The organism is Klebsiella sp. P1954 (genome assembly GCF_018199955.1).
Lineage (GTDB): Bacteria > Pseudomonadota > Gammaproteobacteria > Enterobacterales > Enterobacteriaceae > Klebsiella > Klebsiella pneumoniae.
On sequence record NZ_CP073373.1, the window covers coordinates 1,806,548 to 1,825,942 of the forward strand.

Annotated in this window: 23 protein-coding genes; 8 read left to right on the forward strand and 15 right to left on the reverse strand. The window is 57.7% G+C overall.

Annotated elements, in window-relative coordinates; genetic code table 11:
- Nucleotides 1-11: 11 nt before the first annotated feature.
- Complete coding sequence (gene mak, locus KB890_RS08795) at nt 12-926, reverse strand: fructokinase (RefSeq protein WP_002890286.1); 915 nt, start codon at nt 924-926, stop codon at nt 12-14.
- A 91-nt stretch (nt 927-1,017) separates the two neighbouring features.
- Between mak and rdgC the strand changes: the two genes are divergently transcribed.
- On the forward strand, nt 1,018-1,929 hold the full coding sequence (rdgC, locus tag KB890_RS08800; protein WP_002890285.1) for a recombination-associated protein RdgC: 912 nt from the start codon (nt 1,018-1,020) through the stop codon (nt 1,927-1,929).
- 71 nt (nt 1,930-2,000) lie between these two features.
- Here rdgC and ppnP read toward each other — a convergent pair whose 3' ends face one another.
- From ppnP to aroL, 4 genes are all read right to left on the reverse strand, one after another.
- Entirely contained in the window at nt 2,001-2,285 is a 285-nt protein-coding gene (ppnP, locus tag KB890_RS08805; protein WP_002890284.1) for a pyrimidine/purine nucleoside phosphorylase, read from the reverse strand.
- 77 nt (nt 2,286-2,362) lie between these two features.
- On the reverse strand, nt 2,363-3,043 hold the full coding sequence (locus KB890_RS08810; protein ID WP_004144619.1) for an AroM family protein: 681 nt from the start codon (nt 3,041-3,043) through the stop codon (nt 2,363-2,365).
- A gap of 250 nt (nt 3,044-3,293) precedes the next feature.
- Nucleotides 3,294-3,485 (reverse strand): YaiA family protein, encoded by a 192-nt coding sequence (locus KB890_RS08815; RefSeq protein ID WP_002890278.1) that lies wholly within the window; start codon nt 3,483-3,485, stop codon nt 3,294-3,296.
- Nucleotides 3,486-3,556: 71 nt separating this feature from the next.
- The gene (gene aroL, locus KB890_RS08820; protein ID WP_002890276.1) at nt 3,557-4,090 is read right to left on the reverse strand and encodes a shikimate kinase AroL; all 534 of its coding nucleotides are present in this window, start codon (nt 4,088-4,090) and stop codon (nt 3,557-3,559) included.
- Nucleotides 4,091-4,418: 328 nt separating this feature from the next.
- On the opposite strand from aroL, the gene KB890_RS08825 reads away from it, so the two are divergent.
- A complete protein-coding gene (locus KB890_RS08825; RefSeq protein ID WP_002890273.1) occupies nt 4,419-5,129 on the forward strand; it encodes a DUF2076 domain-containing protein in 711 nt (236 codons plus the stop codon).
- Here the strand turns inward: KB890_RS08825 and KB890_RS08830 are convergent.
- Entirely contained in the window at nt 5,126-5,584 is a 459-nt protein-coding gene (locus tag KB890_RS08830) for a YaiI/YqxD family protein (RefSeq protein WP_002890230.1), read from the reverse strand. The genes KB890_RS08825 and KB890_RS08830 overlap by 4 nt on opposite strands.
- 116 nt (nt 5,585-5,700) lie before the next feature.
- Here KB890_RS08830 and proC point away from each other — a divergent pair, with 116 nt between their 5' ends.
- On the forward strand, nt 5,701-6,510 hold the full coding sequence (proC, locus tag KB890_RS08835; RefSeq protein ID WP_002890227.1) for a pyrroline-5-carboxylate reductase: 810 nt from the start codon (nt 5,701-5,703) through the stop codon (nt 6,508-6,510).
- A gap of 67 nt (nt 6,511-6,577) precedes the next feature.
- Here proC and KB890_RS08840 read toward each other — a convergent pair whose 3' ends face one another.
- The 5 genes from KB890_RS08840 to KB890_RS08860 all read right to left on the reverse strand — a co-directional run bounded on the left by KB890_RS08840 (nt 6,578) and on the right by KB890_RS08860 (nt 11,118).
- The gene (locus KB890_RS08840; protein ID WP_002890225.1) at nt 6,578-6,895 is read right to left on the reverse strand and encodes a PsiF family protein; all 318 of its coding nucleotides are present in this window, start codon (nt 6,893-6,895) and stop codon (nt 6,578-6,580) included.
- A gap of 91 nt (nt 6,896-6,986) precedes the next feature.
- On the reverse strand, nt 6,987-8,417 hold the full coding sequence (phoA, locus tag KB890_RS08845) for an alkaline phosphatase (protein WP_020806146.1): 1,431 nt from the start codon (nt 8,415-8,417) through the stop codon (nt 6,987-6,989).
- Nucleotides 8,418-8,506: 89 nt separating this feature from the next.
- Nucleotides 8,507-8,767, reverse strand: coding sequence for an anti-adapter protein IraP (iraP, locus tag KB890_RS08850; RefSeq protein ID WP_002890221.1), 261 nt, complete (start codon nt 8,765-8,767; stop codon nt 8,507-8,509).
- Nucleotides 8,768-9,065: 298 nt separating this feature from the next.
- A complete protein-coding gene (locus KB890_RS08855) occupies nt 9,066-10,265 on the reverse strand; it encodes a multidrug efflux MFS transporter (protein WP_002890219.1) in 1,200 nt (399 codons plus the stop codon).
- 169 nt (nt 10,266-10,434) lie between these two features.
- Nucleotides 10,435-11,118 (reverse strand): extensin-like domain-containing protein, encoded by a 684-nt coding sequence (locus tag KB890_RS08860; protein WP_004177278.1) that lies wholly within the window; start codon nt 11,116-11,118, stop codon nt 10,435-10,437.
- 99 nt (nt 11,119-11,217) lie between these two features.
- Here KB890_RS08860 and ddlA point away from each other — a divergent pair, with 99 nt between their 5' ends.
- A complete protein-coding gene (ddlA, locus tag KB890_RS08865; protein WP_004177279.1) occupies nt 11,218-12,315 on the forward strand; it encodes a D-alanine--D-alanine ligase in 1,098 nt (365 codons plus the stop codon).
- 32 nt (nt 12,316-12,347) lie between these two features.
- On the opposite strand, the gene KB890_RS08870 is transcribed toward ddlA, so the two are convergent.
- Nucleotides 12,348-12,551: a DUF2754 family protein gene (locus tag KB890_RS08870; protein ID WP_002890215.1), complete on the reverse strand. Its 204-nt coding sequence runs from the start codon at nt 12,549-12,551 to the stop codon at nt 12,348-12,350.
- Between the two features lie 252 nt (nt 12,552-12,803).
- Here KB890_RS08870 and KB890_RS08875 point away from each other — a divergent pair, with 252 nt between their 5' ends.
- Nucleotides 12,804-13,106 carry a YaiY family protein gene (locus KB890_RS08875; protein ID WP_002890210.1) on the forward strand — a complete coding sequence of 101 codons (303 nt, stop codon included), beginning with the start codon at nt 12,804-12,806 and terminating at the stop codon, nt 13,104-13,106.
- Here the strand turns inward: KB890_RS08875 and KB890_RS08880 are convergent.
- From KB890_RS08880 to KB890_RS08890, 3 genes are all read right to left on the reverse strand, one after another.
- Nucleotides 13,103-14,209 carry a DUF1615 domain-containing protein gene (locus KB890_RS08880; RefSeq protein WP_004178725.1) on the reverse strand — a complete coding sequence of 369 codons (1,107 nt, stop codon included), beginning with the start codon at nt 14,207-14,209 and terminating at the stop codon, nt 13,103-13,105. The genes KB890_RS08875 and KB890_RS08880 overlap by 4 nt on opposite strands.
- A gap of 18 nt (nt 14,210-14,227) precedes the next feature.
- On the reverse strand, nt 14,228-15,448 hold the full coding sequence (gene sbmA / locus KB890_RS08885) for a peptide antibiotic transporter SbmA (RefSeq protein ID WP_004178724.1): 1,221 nt from the start codon (nt 15,446-15,448) through the stop codon (nt 14,228-14,230).
- Between the two features lie 117 nt (nt 15,449-15,565).
- Nucleotides 15,566-16,078, reverse strand: a complete 513-nt coding sequence (locus KB890_RS08890) for an isochorismatase family protein (RefSeq protein WP_072145332.1) — start codon at nt 16,076-16,078, stop codon at nt 15,566-15,568.
- 219 nt (nt 16,079-16,297) lie between these two features.
- On the opposite strand from KB890_RS08890, the gene ampH reads away from it, so the two are divergent.
- From ampH to KB890_RS08905, 3 genes are all read left to right on the forward strand, one after another.
- Entirely contained in the window at nt 16,298-17,458 is a 1,161-nt protein-coding gene (gene ampH / locus KB890_RS08895) for a D-alanyl-D-alanine-carboxypeptidase/endopeptidase AmpH (RefSeq protein ID WP_004178722.1), read from the forward strand.
- 106 nt (nt 17,459-17,564) lie between these two features.
- Nucleotides 17,565-18,539 (forward strand): porphobilinogen synthase, encoded by a 975-nt coding sequence (hemB, locus tag KB890_RS08900; RefSeq protein WP_002890201.1) that lies wholly within the window; start codon nt 17,565-17,567, stop codon nt 18,537-18,539.
- A 255-nt stretch (nt 18,540-18,794) separates the two neighbouring features.
- Nucleotides 18,795-19,286: an REP-associated tyrosine transposase gene (locus KB890_RS08905; RefSeq protein WP_004178721.1), complete on the forward strand. Its 492-nt coding sequence runs from the start codon at nt 18,795-18,797 to the stop codon at nt 19,284-19,286.
- Nucleotides 19,287-19,395: the final 109 nt, after the last annotated feature.

The window sequence follows — 19,395 nt, forward strand, 5'->3', positions numbered from 1 at the left end:
GGGGAAGCGGTTCAGGTCCCCTGGAGCGGCCACAGCCAGGCCGCGCCGCGTACCCCGCTGGAGTCGCCGTGCATCGCTTTGCGGATCGGCGTTTCACACTCGCCGCCGAAGACCCACTGCTTCACCAGGTCCGGCACCGTCTGATACAGTCGTTCGACGTTGCTCATCCCGCCGCCCAGCACGATAACGTCCGGGTCGAGGATATTCACCACGTGGGCCAGCGATTTCGCCAGCCGCTGTTCATAGCGGCTCAGCGCCAGTTCAGCCTTTTCGTCACCTTCTCCCACCAGGCGCATAATCTCGCTGCCGGTTAACCCTTTGCCGCTCAGCCGCTGATAGTCGGTGGCGAAACCGGTGCCGGAGATAAAGGTTTCGATACACCCCTGTTTGCCGCAGTAGCAAGGGACTTCCGCACGGTAGCGCAGCTCATCGTCGTTCATCCACGGCAATGGGTTATGTCCCCATTCGCCAGCGTTACCATTGCCGCCGATATGCGCCCGCCCGTTGAGCGCCACCCCGGCGCCGCAGCCGGTGCCGATAATCACCGCGAATACCGTTTGCGCCCCCGCCGCCGCGCCGTCCACCGCTTCCGACACCGCCAGACAGTTGGCATCGTTAGCCAGCCGGACTTCCCGCTCAAGGCGCAGGCTGAGGTCCTTATCAAAGGGCTGGCCGTTGAGCCAGGTCGAGTTGGCGTTTTTCACCACCCCGGTATAAGGCGAAATTGAGCCAGGAATGCCCATCCCCACGGTACCCTGCTGTCCGGTCGCCTGCTCGGCCATCGCCACCAGAGTGGCGATGGTCTCGATGGTTTGCCGGTAGTCCTCCCGCGGCGTGGGTAACCGGTGGCGAAACAGCTGCTCTCCCTGATCGCTCAGGGCTATCACTTCGGTTTTTGTTCCACCTAAATCAATACCAATACGCACGCTCAGCTCCTCACCCCGATTAACAATGCAAGCATAGCGACAATTCGCTATCATGCCCGCCTGATTTAACGACAAAGCCGTGGAAATTATCATGCTGTGGTTCAAAAATTTAATGGTTTACCGTCTCAGCCGCGATATCGAATTGCGCGCCGAGGAGATGGAAAAACAGCTGGCCGAGCTGACATTTACCCCTTGTGGCAGCCAGGATATGGCGAAAACCGGTTGGGTGTCGCCGATGGGATCGCACAGCGACGCGCTGACGCATACGGCAAACGGCCAGATCATTATCTGCGCGCGTAAAGAAGAGAAGATCCTGCCGTCGCCGGTGATTAAGCAGGCGCTGGAGGCAAAGATCCAGAAGCTGGAAGCCGATCAGGGGCGCAAGCTGAAGAAGACCGAGAAAGATTCCCTGAAAGATGAAGTGCTGCACTCGCTACTGCCGCGCGCCTTCAGCCGCTTCAGCCAGACAATGATGTGGATCGACACCGTCAACGGCCTGATCATGGTCGACTGCGCCAGCGCGAAGAAAGCGGAAGATACTCTGGCCCTGCTGCGTAAAACCCTCGGCTCGCTGCCGGTGGTGCCGCTGACCCTGGAGAATCCGATTGAGCTAACGCTGACCGAGTGGGTCCGCTCCGGCACCGTGGCGCAGGGCTTCCAGCTGCTGGACGAAGCCGAGCTGAAAGCGATGCTGGAAGATGGTGGCGTGATCCGCGCCAAGAAGCAGGATCTGGTTAGCGACGAAATCGCTGTACACATTGAGGCCGGGAAGGTCGTCACCAAGCTGGCGCTGGACTGGCAGCAGCGTATTCAGTTTGTGATCTGCGACGACGCGTCAATTAAGCGCCTCAAGTTCTGCGATGAACTGCGCGACCAAAACGAAGATATCGATCGGGAAGATTTCGCCCAGCGCTTTGACGCCGACTTTATCTTAATGACCGGCGAGCTGGCTGCCCTGATCCAAAGCCTGGTGGAAGGGCTCGGCGGCGAAGCGCAGCGCTAAGCGCCGCTTTCCTTCCTGCCGGGCAGGAAGGAAAAAACAACCCGGCGGCAGGCGCCGGGCGTCACGCTGGCTTACAGATAGCGGCACAGATAAGAGGTTGGCTCAGCCACCTGCAGATGAAATTCGCTGTTGCCTGGCACATTGAAAACTTCGCCGGCAGCGTAAACTTTCCACTCAGTCTCACCCGGCAGCAGGACATTCAGCGCCCCGCTGACTACCGTCATCTCTTCCGGCTGCGCCGTACCAAAGGTGTATTCCCCTTCCGCCATCACGCCTACGCTGGCGCGACCGGTACTGCTGCTGGTGAAGCCAATGGATTTCACTTTTCCGTCAAAGTATTCATTGCTTTGAAGCATAAACAAGCCCTTCTGATCGTCGGTTAAAGGCTCAATATAGGGGGCGCTCCTTGCCCCTGTCACGCGAAATTAACACATTAGACCAATAGTTCTGCCGCCAGTCGGGAAACCAGCACATTCGACAGCAAAACCGGAACATCGAGGGCTTTTTGTAACACATCGCGATGATGCTGATAGTAACCGAGACAGTCGAGGACCAGCACGTCGGCGCCCTGCTCCAGAAGCGTTTTGCCGGCGGTTAATAGCTCGCTGTCGCTGCCGGTAAACGGATTGGCCAGCGCGTAGTATGGCGACTTTTCCAGCGAGAGCCACTTTTGTCGCTGCATGGGCATGATCTCTTCCACCGGCACGATCACCCCTACCTGGTGCCCATCGACGATCGATGCCACCAGCGGCGGGATGATCCGCTGCGGCTCGAGGAGGATCGCGTGGTGGGTGGTAAAACCGGTCAGCTGTTCGGAACTGAGCAGCAGGATCACATCATAATGTTGTCGATCCAGCATCGCGATCGCGCTGCGGACATCGCGTTCAATTTTCTGTCGCGACACCATCACCAACTGGTTATTACTGAGCAAGGTCAGGAGTCCTTTCTCGCCGTCACCTACGGCGTACTCGGCCATTACCTCGTCAGGCGTCATCTCGCCCAGCAGGCTGATGTGGGCGATCTGTTCTTCCCTGATATGTTCGGTCAGGAGCGGCAATACTCCCGCCAGCGGCACAACGCCGATGGTCAAAATTGCCATCGTTGCACTACTCATATCATGTACCTTTTCACAACCACTGCTTCAACACAGGCTTTCCACACACAGCATCCGCCCCCCTGGTGAGTAAAAATCAACCGTCGAGAAGCGTAGCAGCTCCACGCCGCGGTTGAATGTAAAGATTGCCGGGCGGAGGCGCCGTGCCTGAAAAATCCGTGTGTTAGATATTCATTAGTACGACTGATAAATAAAAAATGTGAGATACGCCCGATATTGCCAGCATGGCGGGCAATTCGGGCTCAGGGGGTTACGACTTGTCAGGATCTTCATAACGCCGTTTGGCATCCACGGCTTCCTGCTCGGTAGGATGTTCGCTGATAAGCGAATCAGGCTCAGGATAATCCGCACGGAGCTGATACCAGGTCACCGTCTGACCCTGAGGACCTTTCTCTACCGCAACCACGCGCGCTTCTCTCGGATATGGGGGCCTGTTTGGCATAGTTCTTCCTTCTTCTGGTAGCAGAACTATTAAGTATAGGCGCCCCTCGCCGCCTTAATGTAAGTAAATTCTTAACTTACCGGGGTTGCCGTCGCGCTGCATAGCATGGACATAATCTGCTCCACCACCCGATCCGGCGAGGCCGTGGCATCCACAATATGGTGGGCAGCGTCCCGGTATAACGCTTCGCGCTGCGCCAGCACCTCGCCCACTTCCTCGCGCACCGGTTTTCCGGTCAGCGTCGGCCGCTGTTCAGCTTTCGGGTAGGCTTCCAGACGGTCAATCAGCGCCGACACCGAGGCCTGCAGATAAATCACCACGCCATTCTCCCGCATAAACTGACGGTTACCTTCCGCCAGCACAATGCCGCCGCCGGTGGCGATTACCGTATTCGGCAGGGTCACGGCCTTCAGCGACAGGGTCTCCAGTTCGCGAAAACGCGCCCACCCTTCCGCCTGCACGATCTCAGCCACCGTCCGCTGCTCATGGGCCTGTAGCCGATGATCGGTATCGGAGAACTGAAAATGCCGCGCTCGCGCCAGCGCATGGCCGACGGTGGTTTTACCGCAGCCGCGTGGCCCAATAAGAAAGATAGGCTGTGTCATAACCGAAGACCCCCTGGTTCCGTCTGTCGCAAAAAAATGAAAACGAAAGCACGTATTATCGCTGACTGTCCCGCAATGCATACGTAAAGAAAAGATTACACAACTTCTTTACACCCCATTACCACGGTGAGAAGAGGGGCTATTAATGTAAACTTATCATTGCATTTAGTGTTTAACCAGCTTTACTTCCCGCTTGGCGTTATTTTTTATCCACCGCTGGCGTAAACGGTAACACATTTATGCATAGCTTTACGAAGCAACATATTTACAACATCATGTTTCAGAAGCACCCTGATGCCTATTCGACAGTGTGACAGAGGAATGTAACATGCAATCTGAAGAACAACGCCTTATTGATGGACTGTTTTCCCGGCTGAAAGAGGCTGAGGCGCACAGCGCATCGCGCGATGCCAGCGCCGAGGAGCGGATTGCCCAACACGTGAGCGCGCAGCCGGCGGCCCCCTACTATATGGCGCAAACCATTCTTATCCAGGAAGCCGCGATTAAACAGCTTAACGATCGCATCCAGGCGCTGGAGAGTCAGGTCAGCCAACTGCAGGCGGCAAAGCCCAGCAGCGGCGGCTTCCTCTCCGGCCTGTTTGGCGGTGGCGGCTCGTCACGCGGTTCTGACCCTATCCCGGGCGCGGAGCAATATGGTCGCCCGCAGGCCAGCGCTCAGCCGCAGTATACGCCACCACCGCAGCAGAACTATGCCCCGCAGGCTGCCGCACGCGGCGGCGGCTTTATGGCGGGCGCGCTGCAAACGGCCGCTGGCGTGGCAGGCGGCGTGGTGCTGGGCAATATGCTGACCAATATGTTCAGCGGCTCGCACCCGCAGGAGATAGTCAATATCATCGAAGAGAAGCCGCAGCCTGATGCCGCCTCCGCGCAGGACAGCATCGCGCAGGACACCACCGCAGGTGACGATCCGTTCCGCCAGGGAGACGATCAGTTCCTTGCCGACAATACCTGGAACGACGACTTCGACGCCGGCTTTGGCGACGATGATTTTGGCAGCGATGACGATAGCTGGGTTTAACCCTGGCGACGCTTAACCGCCAGCAACCACTTCTCCAGCTCGGCGGCAAACTGTTGCCGATCGCGCTGCGATAAACTATCCGGGCCGCCGGTCTGAACGCCGCTGGCCCGTAATGTCTCCATAAAATCCCGCATTGTCAGCCGCTCGCGGATCGTCGCCTCGCTGTAACGTTCCCCGCGCGGATTCAGCGCCGCCCCGCCCTTCGCCAGCACCTCCGCCGCCAGCGGGATGTCGGCAGTGATCACTAAATCTCCCGCCGCGCACTGGCGAACGATTTCATTATCCGCCACGTCAAAACCCTGCTCAACCCGCAGGGTGCGGATGAAACGCGACGGCGGCACGCGCAGCGGCTGGTTCGCCACCAGCGTCAGCGGAGTCTGGGTCCGCTCTGCCGCGCGGAACAAAATCTCTTTAATCACGTTCGGACACGCGTCCGCATCCACCCAAATGGCCATGCCAGCTCCTGTTACCTGCAATAAGTGACGCCAATGTTACCTGCTTTTCTCCCCCAGGAAAGCGCCAGGATGGTAAGCTAATCAGATCGTAACGAAAAAAGCAGAGGGGAATGGTGATGGATAAGAAAATTGGCTTTATCGGCTGCGGCAATATGGGTAAGGCCATTCTGGGCGGGCTGATCGCCAGCGGTCAGGTACAGCCGGGACAAATCTGGGTCTACACCCCGTCGCCGGACAAGGTTGCAGCTCTGCGCGACCAGTATGGCATCAACGCCGCCAGCAGCGCCCAGGAAGTGGCGCAGATTGCCGATATCGTCTTCGGCGCGGTTAAACCGGGGATCATGACCAAAGTGCTGGGCGATATCGCCTCCAGCCTGAATAAAGAGTCGCTGGTGGTCTCTATCGCCGCCGGCGTTACGCTTGAGCAGCTGGCGCGCGCCCTTGGCCACGATCGCAAAATCATTCGCGCGATGCCGAATACGCCGTCGCTGGTTAACGCCGGTATGACCTCCGTCACGCCTAACGCCCTGGTGAGCAGCGAAGATGTTGCCGAAGTGCTGACTATTTTCCGTTGCTTTGGCCAGGCGGAGCAAATTGCCGAGCCGATGATCCATCCGGTGGTGGGGGTAAGCGGTTCGGCGCCGGCCTATGTCTTTATGTTTATCGAAGCGATGGCCGATGCCGCCGTCCTCGGCGGAATGCCGCGCGCTCAGGCCTATAAATTCGCCGCCCAGGCGGTGATGGGCTCCGCCAAAATGGTGCTGGAGAGCGGAGAACACCCAGGGGCGCTGAAAGATATGGTCTGTTCCCCTGGCGGGACCACTATCGAAGCCGTGCGCGTGCTGGAAGAGAAAGGGTTCCGCTCGGCGGTAATCGAAGCCATCACCCAGTGTATGGAAAAATCAGAGAAATTGAGCCGCTCCTGAAGCTGAGCTGGCGGGCTTCAAGCCCTGAGAGGTTAAAGAACAAGGGAGCGCGAGCGCTCCCTTTTTTTCAGGCTTTCTTCAGGCAGCTACTCATGAAGGTACTGCGTTCATCGCCCTTCAGTGATTTCGCCGTGGCCGCTTTGCTGCAGTCGCTCATTTTCTGCTGCTGAGGGGTGAGCGCCTTTCCCTGCGAGGTCGTGGTCTCTTTTTTCAGACACTGGCTCATAAAGGTTTTGCGCTCCTCACCTTTCAGCATTTTGGCTGACGCTTGCTGATTGCAGTCCGTCATCCTTTGCTGCTGAGGAGTGGGCGTTTTTTCTGCCGCGCCAACCGCGCTGATAAAGATCAAGCCAAACAGTAGGGTCATCAATAAAGTTATTTTCATCGCACCATCCTTCTGTGAGTGGAACGTTGTAAGTCTGGACGCAGATAGAAAAAAAACCAGCCGGTGACGCAATTTCGCCACCGGCAGCGACTTATTTGAGACTCAGGGCAGCTTTCATGGTCGTGAACAGGTCGGTCTGATCGGTCAGGCCGACGACGTTAGCCGCATGCGGACCGTAGGCCGCAATGCGCAGTTGGGTGCCGGTGTGCTCCATCGACTCTTCCTCAGAGTTGCCGTAGCTCATCACCATCACCGCGCCATCGTGCGTGTTCAGAGCCTGGGTCAGCCCCGGGGCTTTGCTATCCGCCGGGATGATCTGGCTGGCATGCGCATGGTCGGCGGTGACGATCACCAGGGTATTACCGTCTTTTCGCGCGAATTCCAGCGCCTTCTGCACCGCTTCGTCAAGATCAACCGTTTCGCCGATCTGGCCGCACGGATTGGCCGCATGGTCCTGCTTATCGATGGACGCACCTTCGACTTGCAGGAAGAAACCTTTCTCATTGCGACTCAGCAGGTCAATCGCTTTCTCCGTCATCTGCGCCAGCGTCGGCAACGAGGCGTCACGCTTCGGGTTTGGCGTACAGGTCACCGGCGGCTTATCGATATTACCGTGATAAGACGCCTTCGGCCCTTCCCAGCGTACCGGCATATTGCCATCGGCAAAGAGTCCCAGCAGCGGTTTATCCTGACTGGCTTCCGTCGCGGCGGCAAGAGAAGCCGCGTCGGTCACAATCTGGTAGCCGCGCGCTTGCGCCTGCTCGCGCAGGGTTTTGCCCTGCCACTCGCCCGCCGTCGCCGTTTCGGCAAAGGTCTTCGCGCCGCCGCCCAGGGTGACATCCGGTCGGGCGTTCAGCAGCTGTTCGGTAATGGAGCCTTTGCCCCCTTTTTCCAGCGCATTGCTGGGGCATTTTTCGCTGGTAACCGTCGGGCCGTAGCATTTACGCGATGTCACATGCGCCACCAACGCCGCGGGGGTGGCGTCCTGCAGCTCGGCGGTGGAAACGTTGCCGGTGGCCAGCCCCGCCGCTTTCGCCAGCTCGAGGATGGTCTGATGCGAATTCTCATGAATATCGACGCCCAGCGCGCCGTTATAAGTCTTCACGCCGGTGGTCCAGGCGGTGGCGGAGGCCGCCGAGTCGGTCACGTAGTCCGGTTTCCCGGTTTTTTTATCCAGCGAATAATGCGTGTACTGCCCGGTTAACGGCAGAGCATCAATTCCTTTAAAGAAACCGCCCGCCCCCTCGGCATAGTTTCGCGCAGCGGTAATTTCCGAATCACCCATGCCATCGCCAATCAGCAAAATAACGTTTTTAGCTGGCTTATTGATTAACGAGGCGCGCAGCGCTTCGGTTTGATCGCCTGTTAAACGACGCGCGCCGCCAGGAGTGGTGATATCTCCCTGCGCAGCGCGATTTTCCAGAACCGGCGCAGCAGTAGTTTCTGCATGAATAACCGGCGAGCCCAGTAGAGGAATCAGGGCAATAAACAGGGCGCTTAATTTCACTTTTGTCATCTCCATGTAAAAAATACTTAAAAAAACAAAACGAGGGAGACTTTATAAAAGGGAGATGACAGAAAAATGACGGCATCCTTGTCGTGTCACAAAGACTAGCTACGAGGATGCCGCAACAGCTTCTTTAGATATTGCTGCAACAGCATCGCATCATGGTCGTTGACCGGTGGACAGGGGGTCACCTGGTCAATCGCCTGTTCAATATCCTGAATCAATGCCTGCTGGGCATCATGCTCCATATGGCGCAATAATGCGGTGACCACGATCTCCAGCGCTTCAACCTGCACCGTCAGTTCCTTTGCTTCTTCTTCCTTTTGCGCCAGTTTAACCAGTAACTCAGCAATGAGATTCTTCATAGCACCAGTTCCTTATGCGAGGCCTGTTTTGATTGGGATGTCATACGCGATGACGGACCTCAGAATTACTTAAATTAAGAATCATCGCAACACCCAATATACAGCGAAACGTTTTACCACAATAAAATACCACTATAAATAGTATTGTTTAATCATGACCGGGGTTGCTTATAACCAGATTGCCTGGAAAATAATAAAATGGAATAGCGTTCACGCCATGACGATAACAAAAAGTAATAGTAAATCCGCTGAGGCGAATAATGCTGACGGTATCGCAATAAATACCGTCAGCAGAGGTTCAGGCGTTAGCCCGGCGGGTTTGGCGCAGCATCCACGCCAGCTGCCAGAGGTTAATGAAAACGATAATGGCGGTGGCAATAAACACCCAGCGGAAGCCGGCCATGGCTGACACAGAGGCGCCAATTAGCGGCCCGGCGACGTTGCCCAGATACATAAACGACTGGTTATAGCCAAAGATACGCCCGGTGACGCTGTCGCTGCTGTACTTCAGCAATAAGGTCTGCACCGCCGGGAGCATCGCGCCATCGGCAAAGCCGAGCAGAAAACGCAGCGTACCCAATTGCAGCGGGGTGGTGACAAAGGACATGGCGAAGAACATCACCACCGCGCAGCAGAGCGTCGCCAGCAGGATCCGCGAGGTGCCGATGCGGTCGCCAAGCTTACCCAACCGTGGCGCAGAAATCAGTGCCGACACGCCGGGCACCGCGGCGATCATCCCGGCCAGAAAAGCGATATTGTTGCTGTCCGGCGCCATCGACTTAATAAACAGCGCCAGAATCGGGCCGATTGAGCCGTTGCACAATTGGATCACCAGGGTGGTGAAGAACAGGCTGATCACCAGCCCCGGATAGGGCAAAGAGGCAAAGACTTGTTTCCCGGTGAGACGCTCGCTTTTGCTGACCTGCGGGCGAACGCCCTCTTTAATCAGAAACAGGGTCACCAGAAAACTGATGGTCAGCAGGATCGCCGTAATAAAAAAGACCATCCGCAGCCCGACGTGGTCCGCCAGGAAACCGCCCAGCAGCGGACCGCCGATCACCCCGCTAATTTGCGCCGTCGACAGCGTGCTTAGCGCCCAGCCGCTGCGCTCGCGCGGCACCTGGGAGGCCACCAGCGCCATGGCGTTGGGAATATAACCGGAGGTTAAGCCCATGATCGCCCGCAGGATAAACAGCTGCCAGACGTTGGTGGCGAAGGCCTGCAGTAAAATGGCAATCGCCATCCCCAACGAGGCGCGCAGCAGCATGAGCTTGCGGCCTTTACGGTCCGCCAGGCTTCCCCACATTGGCGAGACGATCGCCGAGACAAGAAAAGTGACGCTGAAGGTCAGCCCCGACCACATCGATAGCGCTTCATGCGAGGTGACGCCGAGCTGGGAGACGTAGAGGGGTAAAAAGGGGAGAATTTGACTAATCGCCAGGCCGGTAAAAAAGCAACCAAACCAGACGGAGATGAGATTAACCTTCCAGGATTCCATAACTACGCGTATTCATTAATGATTTGCCAATTATTATCTAGCTTAGCAATTTCATCCCACTGGTGTACTACCATAGATGCGCTGGCGGTGAGTTTGGTGTTTTATGGCTGCGGATGAGAGCCTGACGAAGCATTTTCTGGTCATTTAGGCTGCTCATAGCGCTTTATGCTCAAAAGCAGAAGCCCTGCCCGCGCATGCCGAAATGAAAATGGTTGGCGTGAGCCGCGTTGTACTCTGGCCCCAGCGCGTTACCGAAGTAATGGCAACTGCTGCTCAACAGCACCGCCAGCCAGGGGCGCGAAGTCTCGCTCCGCCAGCCCTGCAGGACGCTAACGCGTCTACCGTCCGCCAGACGGAAACCGCTGACGTCCAGCGCGTCCGCCGTGGCGTGTTCACTGCGCCGCGCCTGTTGACGATGGTAAATATTGCGGCAGGCAAAGCTGCCGAGATGATCGATCTGACGCAGATCGCTCGCCATCAGCTGCCGGGTCAGCGGCTTCGCCTGCTGCTCGATGTACAGCGCACTGCTCAGCGCCAGCGGGCAGCTGGCGAGAAAACTACTGCTCAGCTGCACCGAGCCAAAATTCGCCACCCGCACCACGTTACGCAGAGGGCAGCTTCCCTCGCTGTCGGCCACCGGCCGGCTGGCGATAAGCCGCCGGCGATTGGCTTCCGCCAGCAGGGAGGCGCACTGGTCTGCCGTCAGCCTGCGCAGCTTAAACGACGTCAGCCAGCCCGGGGGATCGTCCAGCGCCAGCGGCGCCAGCGGATTCAGGTGCGGCGGCAGATTGCGGTATCCCAACAGGCCCGCGCCGAGCAGCCCGGCCAGCACCAGCAGCGTCTTTCCTCTCACGCCCACTCCCGTCAATTGATCAGGTAAATATTATGGCAGCCAGGCAGCGGTTTCACATGGTATGTTATGCCCTTTGATGTTATCTGGATGGAAGTTGAAATGGCAAAGATGAGGGTTGGGATCGTTTTTGGCGGCAAGTCGGCGGAGCATGAAGTGTCGCTGCAGTCAGCGAAGAATATCGTGGAAGCGATTGATAAATCGCGCTTCGATGTGGTTCTGTTGGGTATTGATAAACAGGGGCTGTGGCACATCAACGACGCCGGCAACTACCTGCTCAACGCACAGGATCCTGCCCGCATTGCCCTGCGCCCTTCCACGGTGACTCTGGCGCAGATCCCGGGCCGCGAAGCGCAGCAGCTGATTAACGCCGAAAGCGGCCAACCGCTGGCGGCCATCGATGTGATTTTCCCGATCGTCCACGGCACGCTGGGTGAAGATGGCTCCCTGCAGGGGATGCTGCGCATGGCGAATCTGCCGTTCGTCGGCTCCGATGTGCTGGGCTCTGCAGCCTGTATGGATAAAGACGTGACCAAACGTCTGCTGCGCGACGCCGGGCTCGCCGTCGCCCCGTTTATCACACTCACCCGCGCCAACCGCGCGCAGTTCAGCTTTGCCGATGTCGAAGCGAAGCTTGGCCTGCCGCTGTTCGTTAAGCCGGCTAATCAGGGCTCGTCGGTTGGCGTCAGCAAAGTTAAAAACGAAGAGCAGTACCATCAGGCGGTGGCCCTGGCCTTCGAATTTGACCATAAAGTGGTGGTGGAGCAAGGCATTAAAGGGCGGGAAATTGAGTGTGCGGTGCTGGGTAACGACCACCCGCAGGCCAGCACCTGCGGTGAAATCGTCCTCAACAGCGAGTTTTACGCCTACGACACCAAGTATATCGACGATCAGGGCGCGCAGGTGGTAGTCCCGGCCGCTATCGCCCCTGAGCTCAACGACAAAATTCGCGCTATCGCGGTGCAGGCCTACCAGACCCTGGGCTGCAGCGGCATGGCTCGTGTCGACGTGTTCCTCACCGCCGACAACGAGGTGGTGATCAACGAGATCAACACCCTGCCGGGCTTTACCAACATCAGCATGTATCCGAAGCTGTGGCAGGCCAGCGGTCTCGACTACACCAGCCTGATCACCCGCCTGATTGAGCTGGCGCTGGAGCGCCATGCCGCGGACCGGGCGCTGAAAACCTCCATGAACTAAAACGCGTTTTACCCCGCCTGGCAGCGGCGGCCTCAGGCCTCTTCTGCCGGGCGGCGGCGGATCACAAAGCCCGCAATCCAGAAGCTAATGACCCAGGTGATCAGACCGACGGCGTAGGATTGCCACCCCTGTGTTTCAAACCCCAGCAGCCCCACCACGCCATTAAGAATAAAAATCAACCCCAGCGCCACGGCGTAGTAGTGCCAATCGCGGCGAATTTTATCAGTGAGCTTCATGCGGCCTCCAACAGCAAAAAACGCATCTTCGCATAGCCGCCCGCGGCGGTCTGTAGCGATATGGAGAATGTTGCTGGATTGCGACGCCGCTCTCCCTTTTGTGCTCCTGTGGCGCAGTTAACACAACGGCGAAAACAGGATTATTCCTGGACGGCAATTACCAGCAATCTGATACTGATGATGGCCCCTGACTGCCAGAATACCTGACATAGAGCTGGAGAAAAAACCAGCAGCGCAGATGTGGGAGGGCCTATGGCTGAATTCAGTTTTTCAAAATCGCTTTTGGGAAATAAAAAAAGGGGCGCGCTGACTGGCAGCCATGTCGCCTACGGGCTGTTCGTGTTGATCTGCTGCTGGGCCGGCGCGCAGATGCTCAGCATGCTGATCCACGCCCCCGGGGTATTTGAACGCCTGATGCAAGCCCAGGACGCCAGCCGTCCGCAAGTCGACATCAGCCTCGCCGTGGGTACCCTCTTTGGTCTGATCCCTTTCCTTATCGGCTGCACGTTCATCGGGGTACTGGCGCTTATCGTGCGCTGGCGTCAGCGCCGTTAACGCCGCGCCATACAGTTTGCCCGCCGCTCATCAACCCGTTTCGCAAACCACGCCGTCGTCAGATTTCGGGTGATTTTTGGACTCTCCAGCTGGATCCCTGGCAACATCTCCCGCGGCAGGGTTTTGCCCGTCTTTTTCTCGGCGAGACGGAAAACCTGCTGATAGAGATCGGTCTTCTCAAACGCCAGGCTGTCGCCCTTTTTCAACTGACGATGGATCTCGCTGTCGCTCATCCCCAGCTGGCTCGCCAGGCGACGCACCGCCAGCTCGGTGCTGCCCGGCTCCTCGCTGTCGTAGCGGATAAGGTCGCCGTCGAGCGCCAGTTTTACCCCGCTGGCTTTCACCACCGCGTTCTGGAAGGCGGCGTTACGGCTGGCGTACCAGCCGGCGTTGAAGTCGGCAAAGCGGTACAATGGCGCACTATAACTGGCCGGATAGTTCAGCAGATGATAGGTGCCAAACCACAGGCCACCGCGCAGACTGAAGACCTCCTGGCGCACCGTGCCGTTCATTTTCCACGGGTAGCCGGAGGTGTGCTGCTCGGCAAAAGCAATGCTGACCTGCATCGGCCCCCCGGTGTGCACCGGGTTAAGGGAACCGAACAGCTTCTGCCCCATCGGCACCATCCCGATAAAGTCATCAAAAATGGCGCTCAACTGCTTTTCCGTCTTCACATTGTCCAGACGGTCGCTATAGCTTTTACCGTTTGGCGAGGTGATCTTCAGCGCGGTATGGACCAGAAACGGCGGAATGTGCATTTTTTCCGCCCGGCGGTCAATTTCCTGCCAGGCGATTTTATTCAGCCCCGGCACCACCGGATCGGACTGATAGTTAGACTCTTGCTGCGCGACCGCCAGCACCGAGCAGACGTTTTCTTCCGTCGGCGCCAGCTTCTGGCTGTCAAACGCGGTGGCGATGGCTTGCGCCCAGGCCTCCCGATCCTTGAGGCTGGCCGGCATTTTCTGCCGCACCACCGACGCCACGTCAACAGGCTTCTCGCCCTCTTTCAGCGCCGGAGCCTGCTGGCTGGTACAGGCGCTCAGCGCCATGGCCGCCAGCAGCGTCAATGAAACGGGAATAATGCGCGATAAACGTGCGGCCATTATGCTTCCTTGTCTTGATTAACGTAATGTCGGGATCGCTTCCTGCAGCGGTTTGCCGTCCAGCTCGCGTTCAAAACTGCGCAGACGTTTGTAGATGGACATCAGTTCCACCAGCGTTGTCCACGAGCTGATCAGGTACTGGAACGAGCCGCGCACCTGGCCGAAGACGTTAGTAATTTGCGTCATCAGCCCGAGGGTAATCGTACCGGCAACGATCGACGGAAACAGCAGGAAAAGGCCGAAAACGTTATCCACCTGCAGATAGAGGATGCGGGCGATATTGAAATACATATAGTGAAAATAGAGACGGAAATAGTTGCGACGCACCGCGCGGAATAGCTCGCGCACCGTCGGCGGCGTGGCGCGAGTTTCATCGTCCTCGCCGTAAACCAGCTCTTTACGATAGGCCGCTTCCACGCGCTGGTTTTTAAACTCCAGGCCCGGCAGCTTAATCCCCACCACCGCCAGCAGGCCGGTACCCATCAGCGACCAGACGATAGCGGCAATCACCAGGCCATACGGCAGATGGCCGACGATAGGCAGGTCGGGAACATGTTCGGAGAGCGTCACCAGCACCGGCAGGAAGGCGATCAGGGTCATCACCGCGTTGATAAAGCTCACGCCCATATCTTCGAGGGTGGAAGCAAAACGCATGGTATCTTCCTGCACACGCTGCGCGGCGCCTTCGATATGGCGCAGATGCTGCCAGTGGGCCATATAGTGCTCGTTCATCGCCGTGCGCCAGCGGAAGACGTAGTGGCTGACGAAGAAGTTGTTCATCACGCCAATAATCACCGCGATGATCGCGATGCCGAGAAAGACGCCGATTTCCTGATAAAACTGGTTGATGCTGACCTTATGCGGGGTGGCCAGCGCGCTCTGGATCAGGTCGTAGAACGGCGCATACCAGGCGTTGATCGCCACCCCGACTTCCACCAGAAACCAGGTGACGAAGATGATGAGCGAGGTGCCGAGAATCGACCAGTACTGCCAGCGGTGCGGGCAGTAGACAAACCAGAACAGCGCGAACACGCCGACGCAAAACAGATAGTAAGCGTAGAACACCAGATAGTTGAGCGACCAGAAGCGCGCCGCGCTGATCGCCACATTTTGCGATGCCCCGGTGACCCGCAGCAGCCAGTCGCCGCCGCCCGCCTGCCAAAAGATCACGGCCAGCATCGACCAGATAAAGGCAGAAATAAAAAACGGCCCCGGTTTGGGGAAAAAAGATTTAAACATCATTGTCTCCTGCTAACTTCTTATCGTTCTGCTATTGCTGTGTACGACGCATACGTCGGCCGCCGCGTGGATGAGCCCTCGCGGGACAGACGAATGATAAGACCGGATATCAACAGCTTAGTTCTGCTGCCATGCGTGCAGAATTGTTTCTGTGGGTTTCACCTGTAAAGGATTGCCAGGAATGGTCAGCGTACGCCACACCTCATTGTAGTGGGCGATAAGCGTCGCGGCCTGCGCGGCGGGGCGGTCGGCGGTGGTGTGGGCATCTTCCGCGATAACAATACCGTACCCGCGGCTGGCGCCATTTTTAATGGTGGTATCGAGGCAGTAGTCGGTGGCGCAGCCGCAGATGACGAACTGCTGAATGTCGTGTTCGTCCAGCACCTGCGCCAGCGAGGTGTGATAGAAGGCATCGCAGGCGGTTTTGGTGACATACAGCGCGCCAGCCGGCTGCTCCAGCTCAGGAAGCAGGGCGAAGCCTTCGCTGCCGGCTTCGAGGCCGCCGGCTTCATCATGCTGAATGAAAATAACCCTGTCCGCCGCGCGCACCAGACGATTAATTTGCGCGACGCAGCGCTCGCGCGCCAGACGCGGCGTGGCGAACACACCGTTTTGCATATCCACGACCATCACTACCCGTTGAGCCGTCATTGTTCTCTCCCACGAACCTTCAGCCAAACGGTCATCATACGCGCCGGCGAAAAAAGCCGGTATCCGAAAGCGTAAAAAAGTCTTTTTTACGCACCGTTACCTTTTTCCTGCAGGAATGTCGTGAATCCCGCTTTGTTCTGCGCCACTTCGTAGTATAAATACCCTCTTCTTTTTTATTTATTTAATGGATGATCTCCGTTGAAACGTAGTTTGCTCATTTTTGCTGCGCTGTGCGCGGCGTCGTGGACCTCGGTGCAGGCCGCACAGCCTACCGTTGACCCGGTTTTCGCCTCGGATGTGGTCGATCGTTACGCCAATCATATCTACTACGGCAGCGGCGCCACCGGCATGGCGCTGGTGGTTATCGATGGCAATCAGCGTGTTTTTCGCAGCTTTGGCGAAACCCGCCCGGGGAATAATCAGCACCCGCAGCTCGACTCGGTGATCCGTATCGCCTCCCTCAGCAAACTGATGACCAGCGAGATGCTGGTGAAGCTGCTCGACCAGGGGGTGGTGAAACTCAACGATCCGCTGAGCAAATACGCCCCGCCGGGCGCCCGGGTGCCTGACTGGCAGGGAAAACCAATCACCCTGGTTAACCTCGCGACCCATACCAGCGCCCTGCCGCGCGAGCAGCCTGGCGGCGCCGCTCATCGTCCGGTGTTTGTCTGGCCGACCCGCCAGCAGCGCTGGAACTGGCTCTCTACCGCGACCCTGAAGACCGCGCCGGGCTCGCAGGCGGCCTACTCCAACCTGGCCTTCGATTTACTGGCGGACGCGCTCTCCACCGCCGCCGGCAAACCGTATCCGCAGCTGTTTGAAGAGCAGATCACCCGGCCGCTGGGGATGAAGGACACCACCTTTACCCCGTCACCGGATCAGTGCCAGCGGCTGATGATCCCGGAAAAAGGCGCCAGCCCGTGCAACAACACCCTGGCGGCGATCGGCAGCGGCGGAGTCTACTCGACGCCGGGGGATATGATGCGCTGGATGCAGCAGTTCCTGTCATCCGATTTCTATACCCGCAGCCAGCAGGCCGACCGGATGCAGACGCTGATTTATCAGCGTAACCAGCTGACCCGGGTGATTGGTATGGACGTGCCGGGCCGCGCCGACGCGCTGGGCCTCGGCTGGGTGTATATGAAGCCGAAGAACGGCCATCCGGGGATTATTCAGAAAACCGGCGGCGGCGGCGGGTTTATCACCTATATGGCGATGAATCCGCAGGCTAACGTTGGCGCCTTTGTGGTGGTAACCCGCTCGCCGTTAACCCGCTTCAACAATATGAGCGATGGCATCAACGACCTGGTCAGCGAGCTGAGCGGCGCACAGCCCAACATGCAGACGGCCAGCCAGTAAGCCCGGGGAAGGTTTCGCCGATGCGCCATAACGATCGTTTTGGCGAAACATCCCGCTGCCATTTCAGTTACACTATCGTCTTTCATTTCACAAAATCAGGCAAACCATGACAGATTTAATCACTCGCCCCCGCCGCCTGCGTCAATCCGCTGCGCTGCGCGCCCTGTTTGAAGAGACAACACTGAGTTTGAACGACCTGGTGTTGCCGATCTTTGTTGAAGAAGAAATTGATGATTACAAAGCGATCGAGGCCATGCCCGGCGTGATGCGCATTCCGGAAAAATATCTGGCGCGCGAGATCGAACGCATCGCCAACGCCGGGATCCGCTCGGTGATGACCTTTGGTATTTCTCATCACACCGATGCCACCGGCAGCGATACCTGGAATGAAAATGGTCTGGTGGCGCGTATGTCGCGGATTTGTAAGTCCACGGTGCCGGAGATGATCGTCATGTCCGATACCTGCTTCTGCGAATATACCTCCCACGGCCACTGCGGCGTGCTGTGCGACCACGGGGTGGATAACGACGCGACCCTGGAAAACCTCGGCAAACAGGCCGTTGTCGCCGCCGCCGCGGGGGCGGATTTCATCGCTCCTTCCGCCGCGATGGACGGTCAGGTGCAGGCGATTCGCCGCTCGCTGGACGCCGCCGGCTTCACCAATACGGCGATCATGTCCTACTCGACCAAGTTCGCTTCTTCCTTCTACGGTCCGTTCCGCGAAGCGGCCGGTACCGCGCTGAAGGGCGATCGGAAAACCTATCAGATGAGCCCGATGAATCGCCGGGAGGCCATTCGCGAGTCGCTGCTCGATGAAGCCCAGGGCGCCGACTGCCTGATGGTGAAACCGGCTGGCGCCTACCTGGATATTCTGCGCGATATCCGCGAACGCAGCGATCTGCCGCTCGGCGCCTATCAGGTCAGCGGTGAGTACGCGATGATCAAATTTGCTGCCCAGGCGGGCGCTATCGATGAAGAGAAAGTGGTTCTGGAAAGCCTCGGCGCTATCAAACGCGCAGGCGCCGACCTGATCTTCAGCTATTTCGCCCTCGATCTGGCCGAGAAAAAGATCCTCCGTTAAACCCGCCCCTCCCCGGTGGCGCTGCGCTTACCGGGGCTACCAAACCTCATCTCCGGTGCGCTGTATTTATCGCGACCACCACACCGTAGCCCGGATAAGGCGCTTGCGCCGCTATCCGGGGACAGGCGCTAACCAATATCTGTAGCTAAAACTTTGCGCGCCGCTTTCCACCTTCTGCGCCTTCTCCTTGGCGTACCGGATTTCGCCTTCTAACGTGTTAAACCACATCATAAATACCGAATTCCAGGAGATCCTGTGGTGGCTTATCGACGTTATTACATTAAGGGGGGAACCTGGTTCTTCACTGTTAACCTTAAAGACCGTAGAAGCATGCACCTAACTGAAAACATAGAATTATTGCGCTACTCTGTCGCCGTTGTTAAACAACATCGCCCCTTTATTATTGATGCCTGGGTGGTGTTGCCTGAACATCTGCATTGCATCTGGACACTACCTCATAATGATGACGATTTTTCTTCACGCTGGAGAGATATCAAAGGCTGTTTTAGCAGAACGTTAAAACGACAACCCCTCTGGCAACCGCGCTTCTGGGAGCATGCCATACGCGATGAAGATGATTACCGCCGACACGTTGATTACATCCATATCAATCCACTTAAGCATGGCTGGGTCACCCGGGTGATCGATTGGCCATTTTCAACCTTTCATCGCGATGTCCAGCGCGGGCTATATCCCCCAAATTGGGCTGGCGATAGCTTTGATCTTAGCTGCGGTGAACGCCGATAGCCTCTCCCCGGTGGCGCTGACGCTTACCGGGGCTACAAATCGGCGCCAACCGTAGCCCGGATAAGGCGCTTGCGCCGCTATCCGGGGAACCTCGCTTGCTGCGACCGAA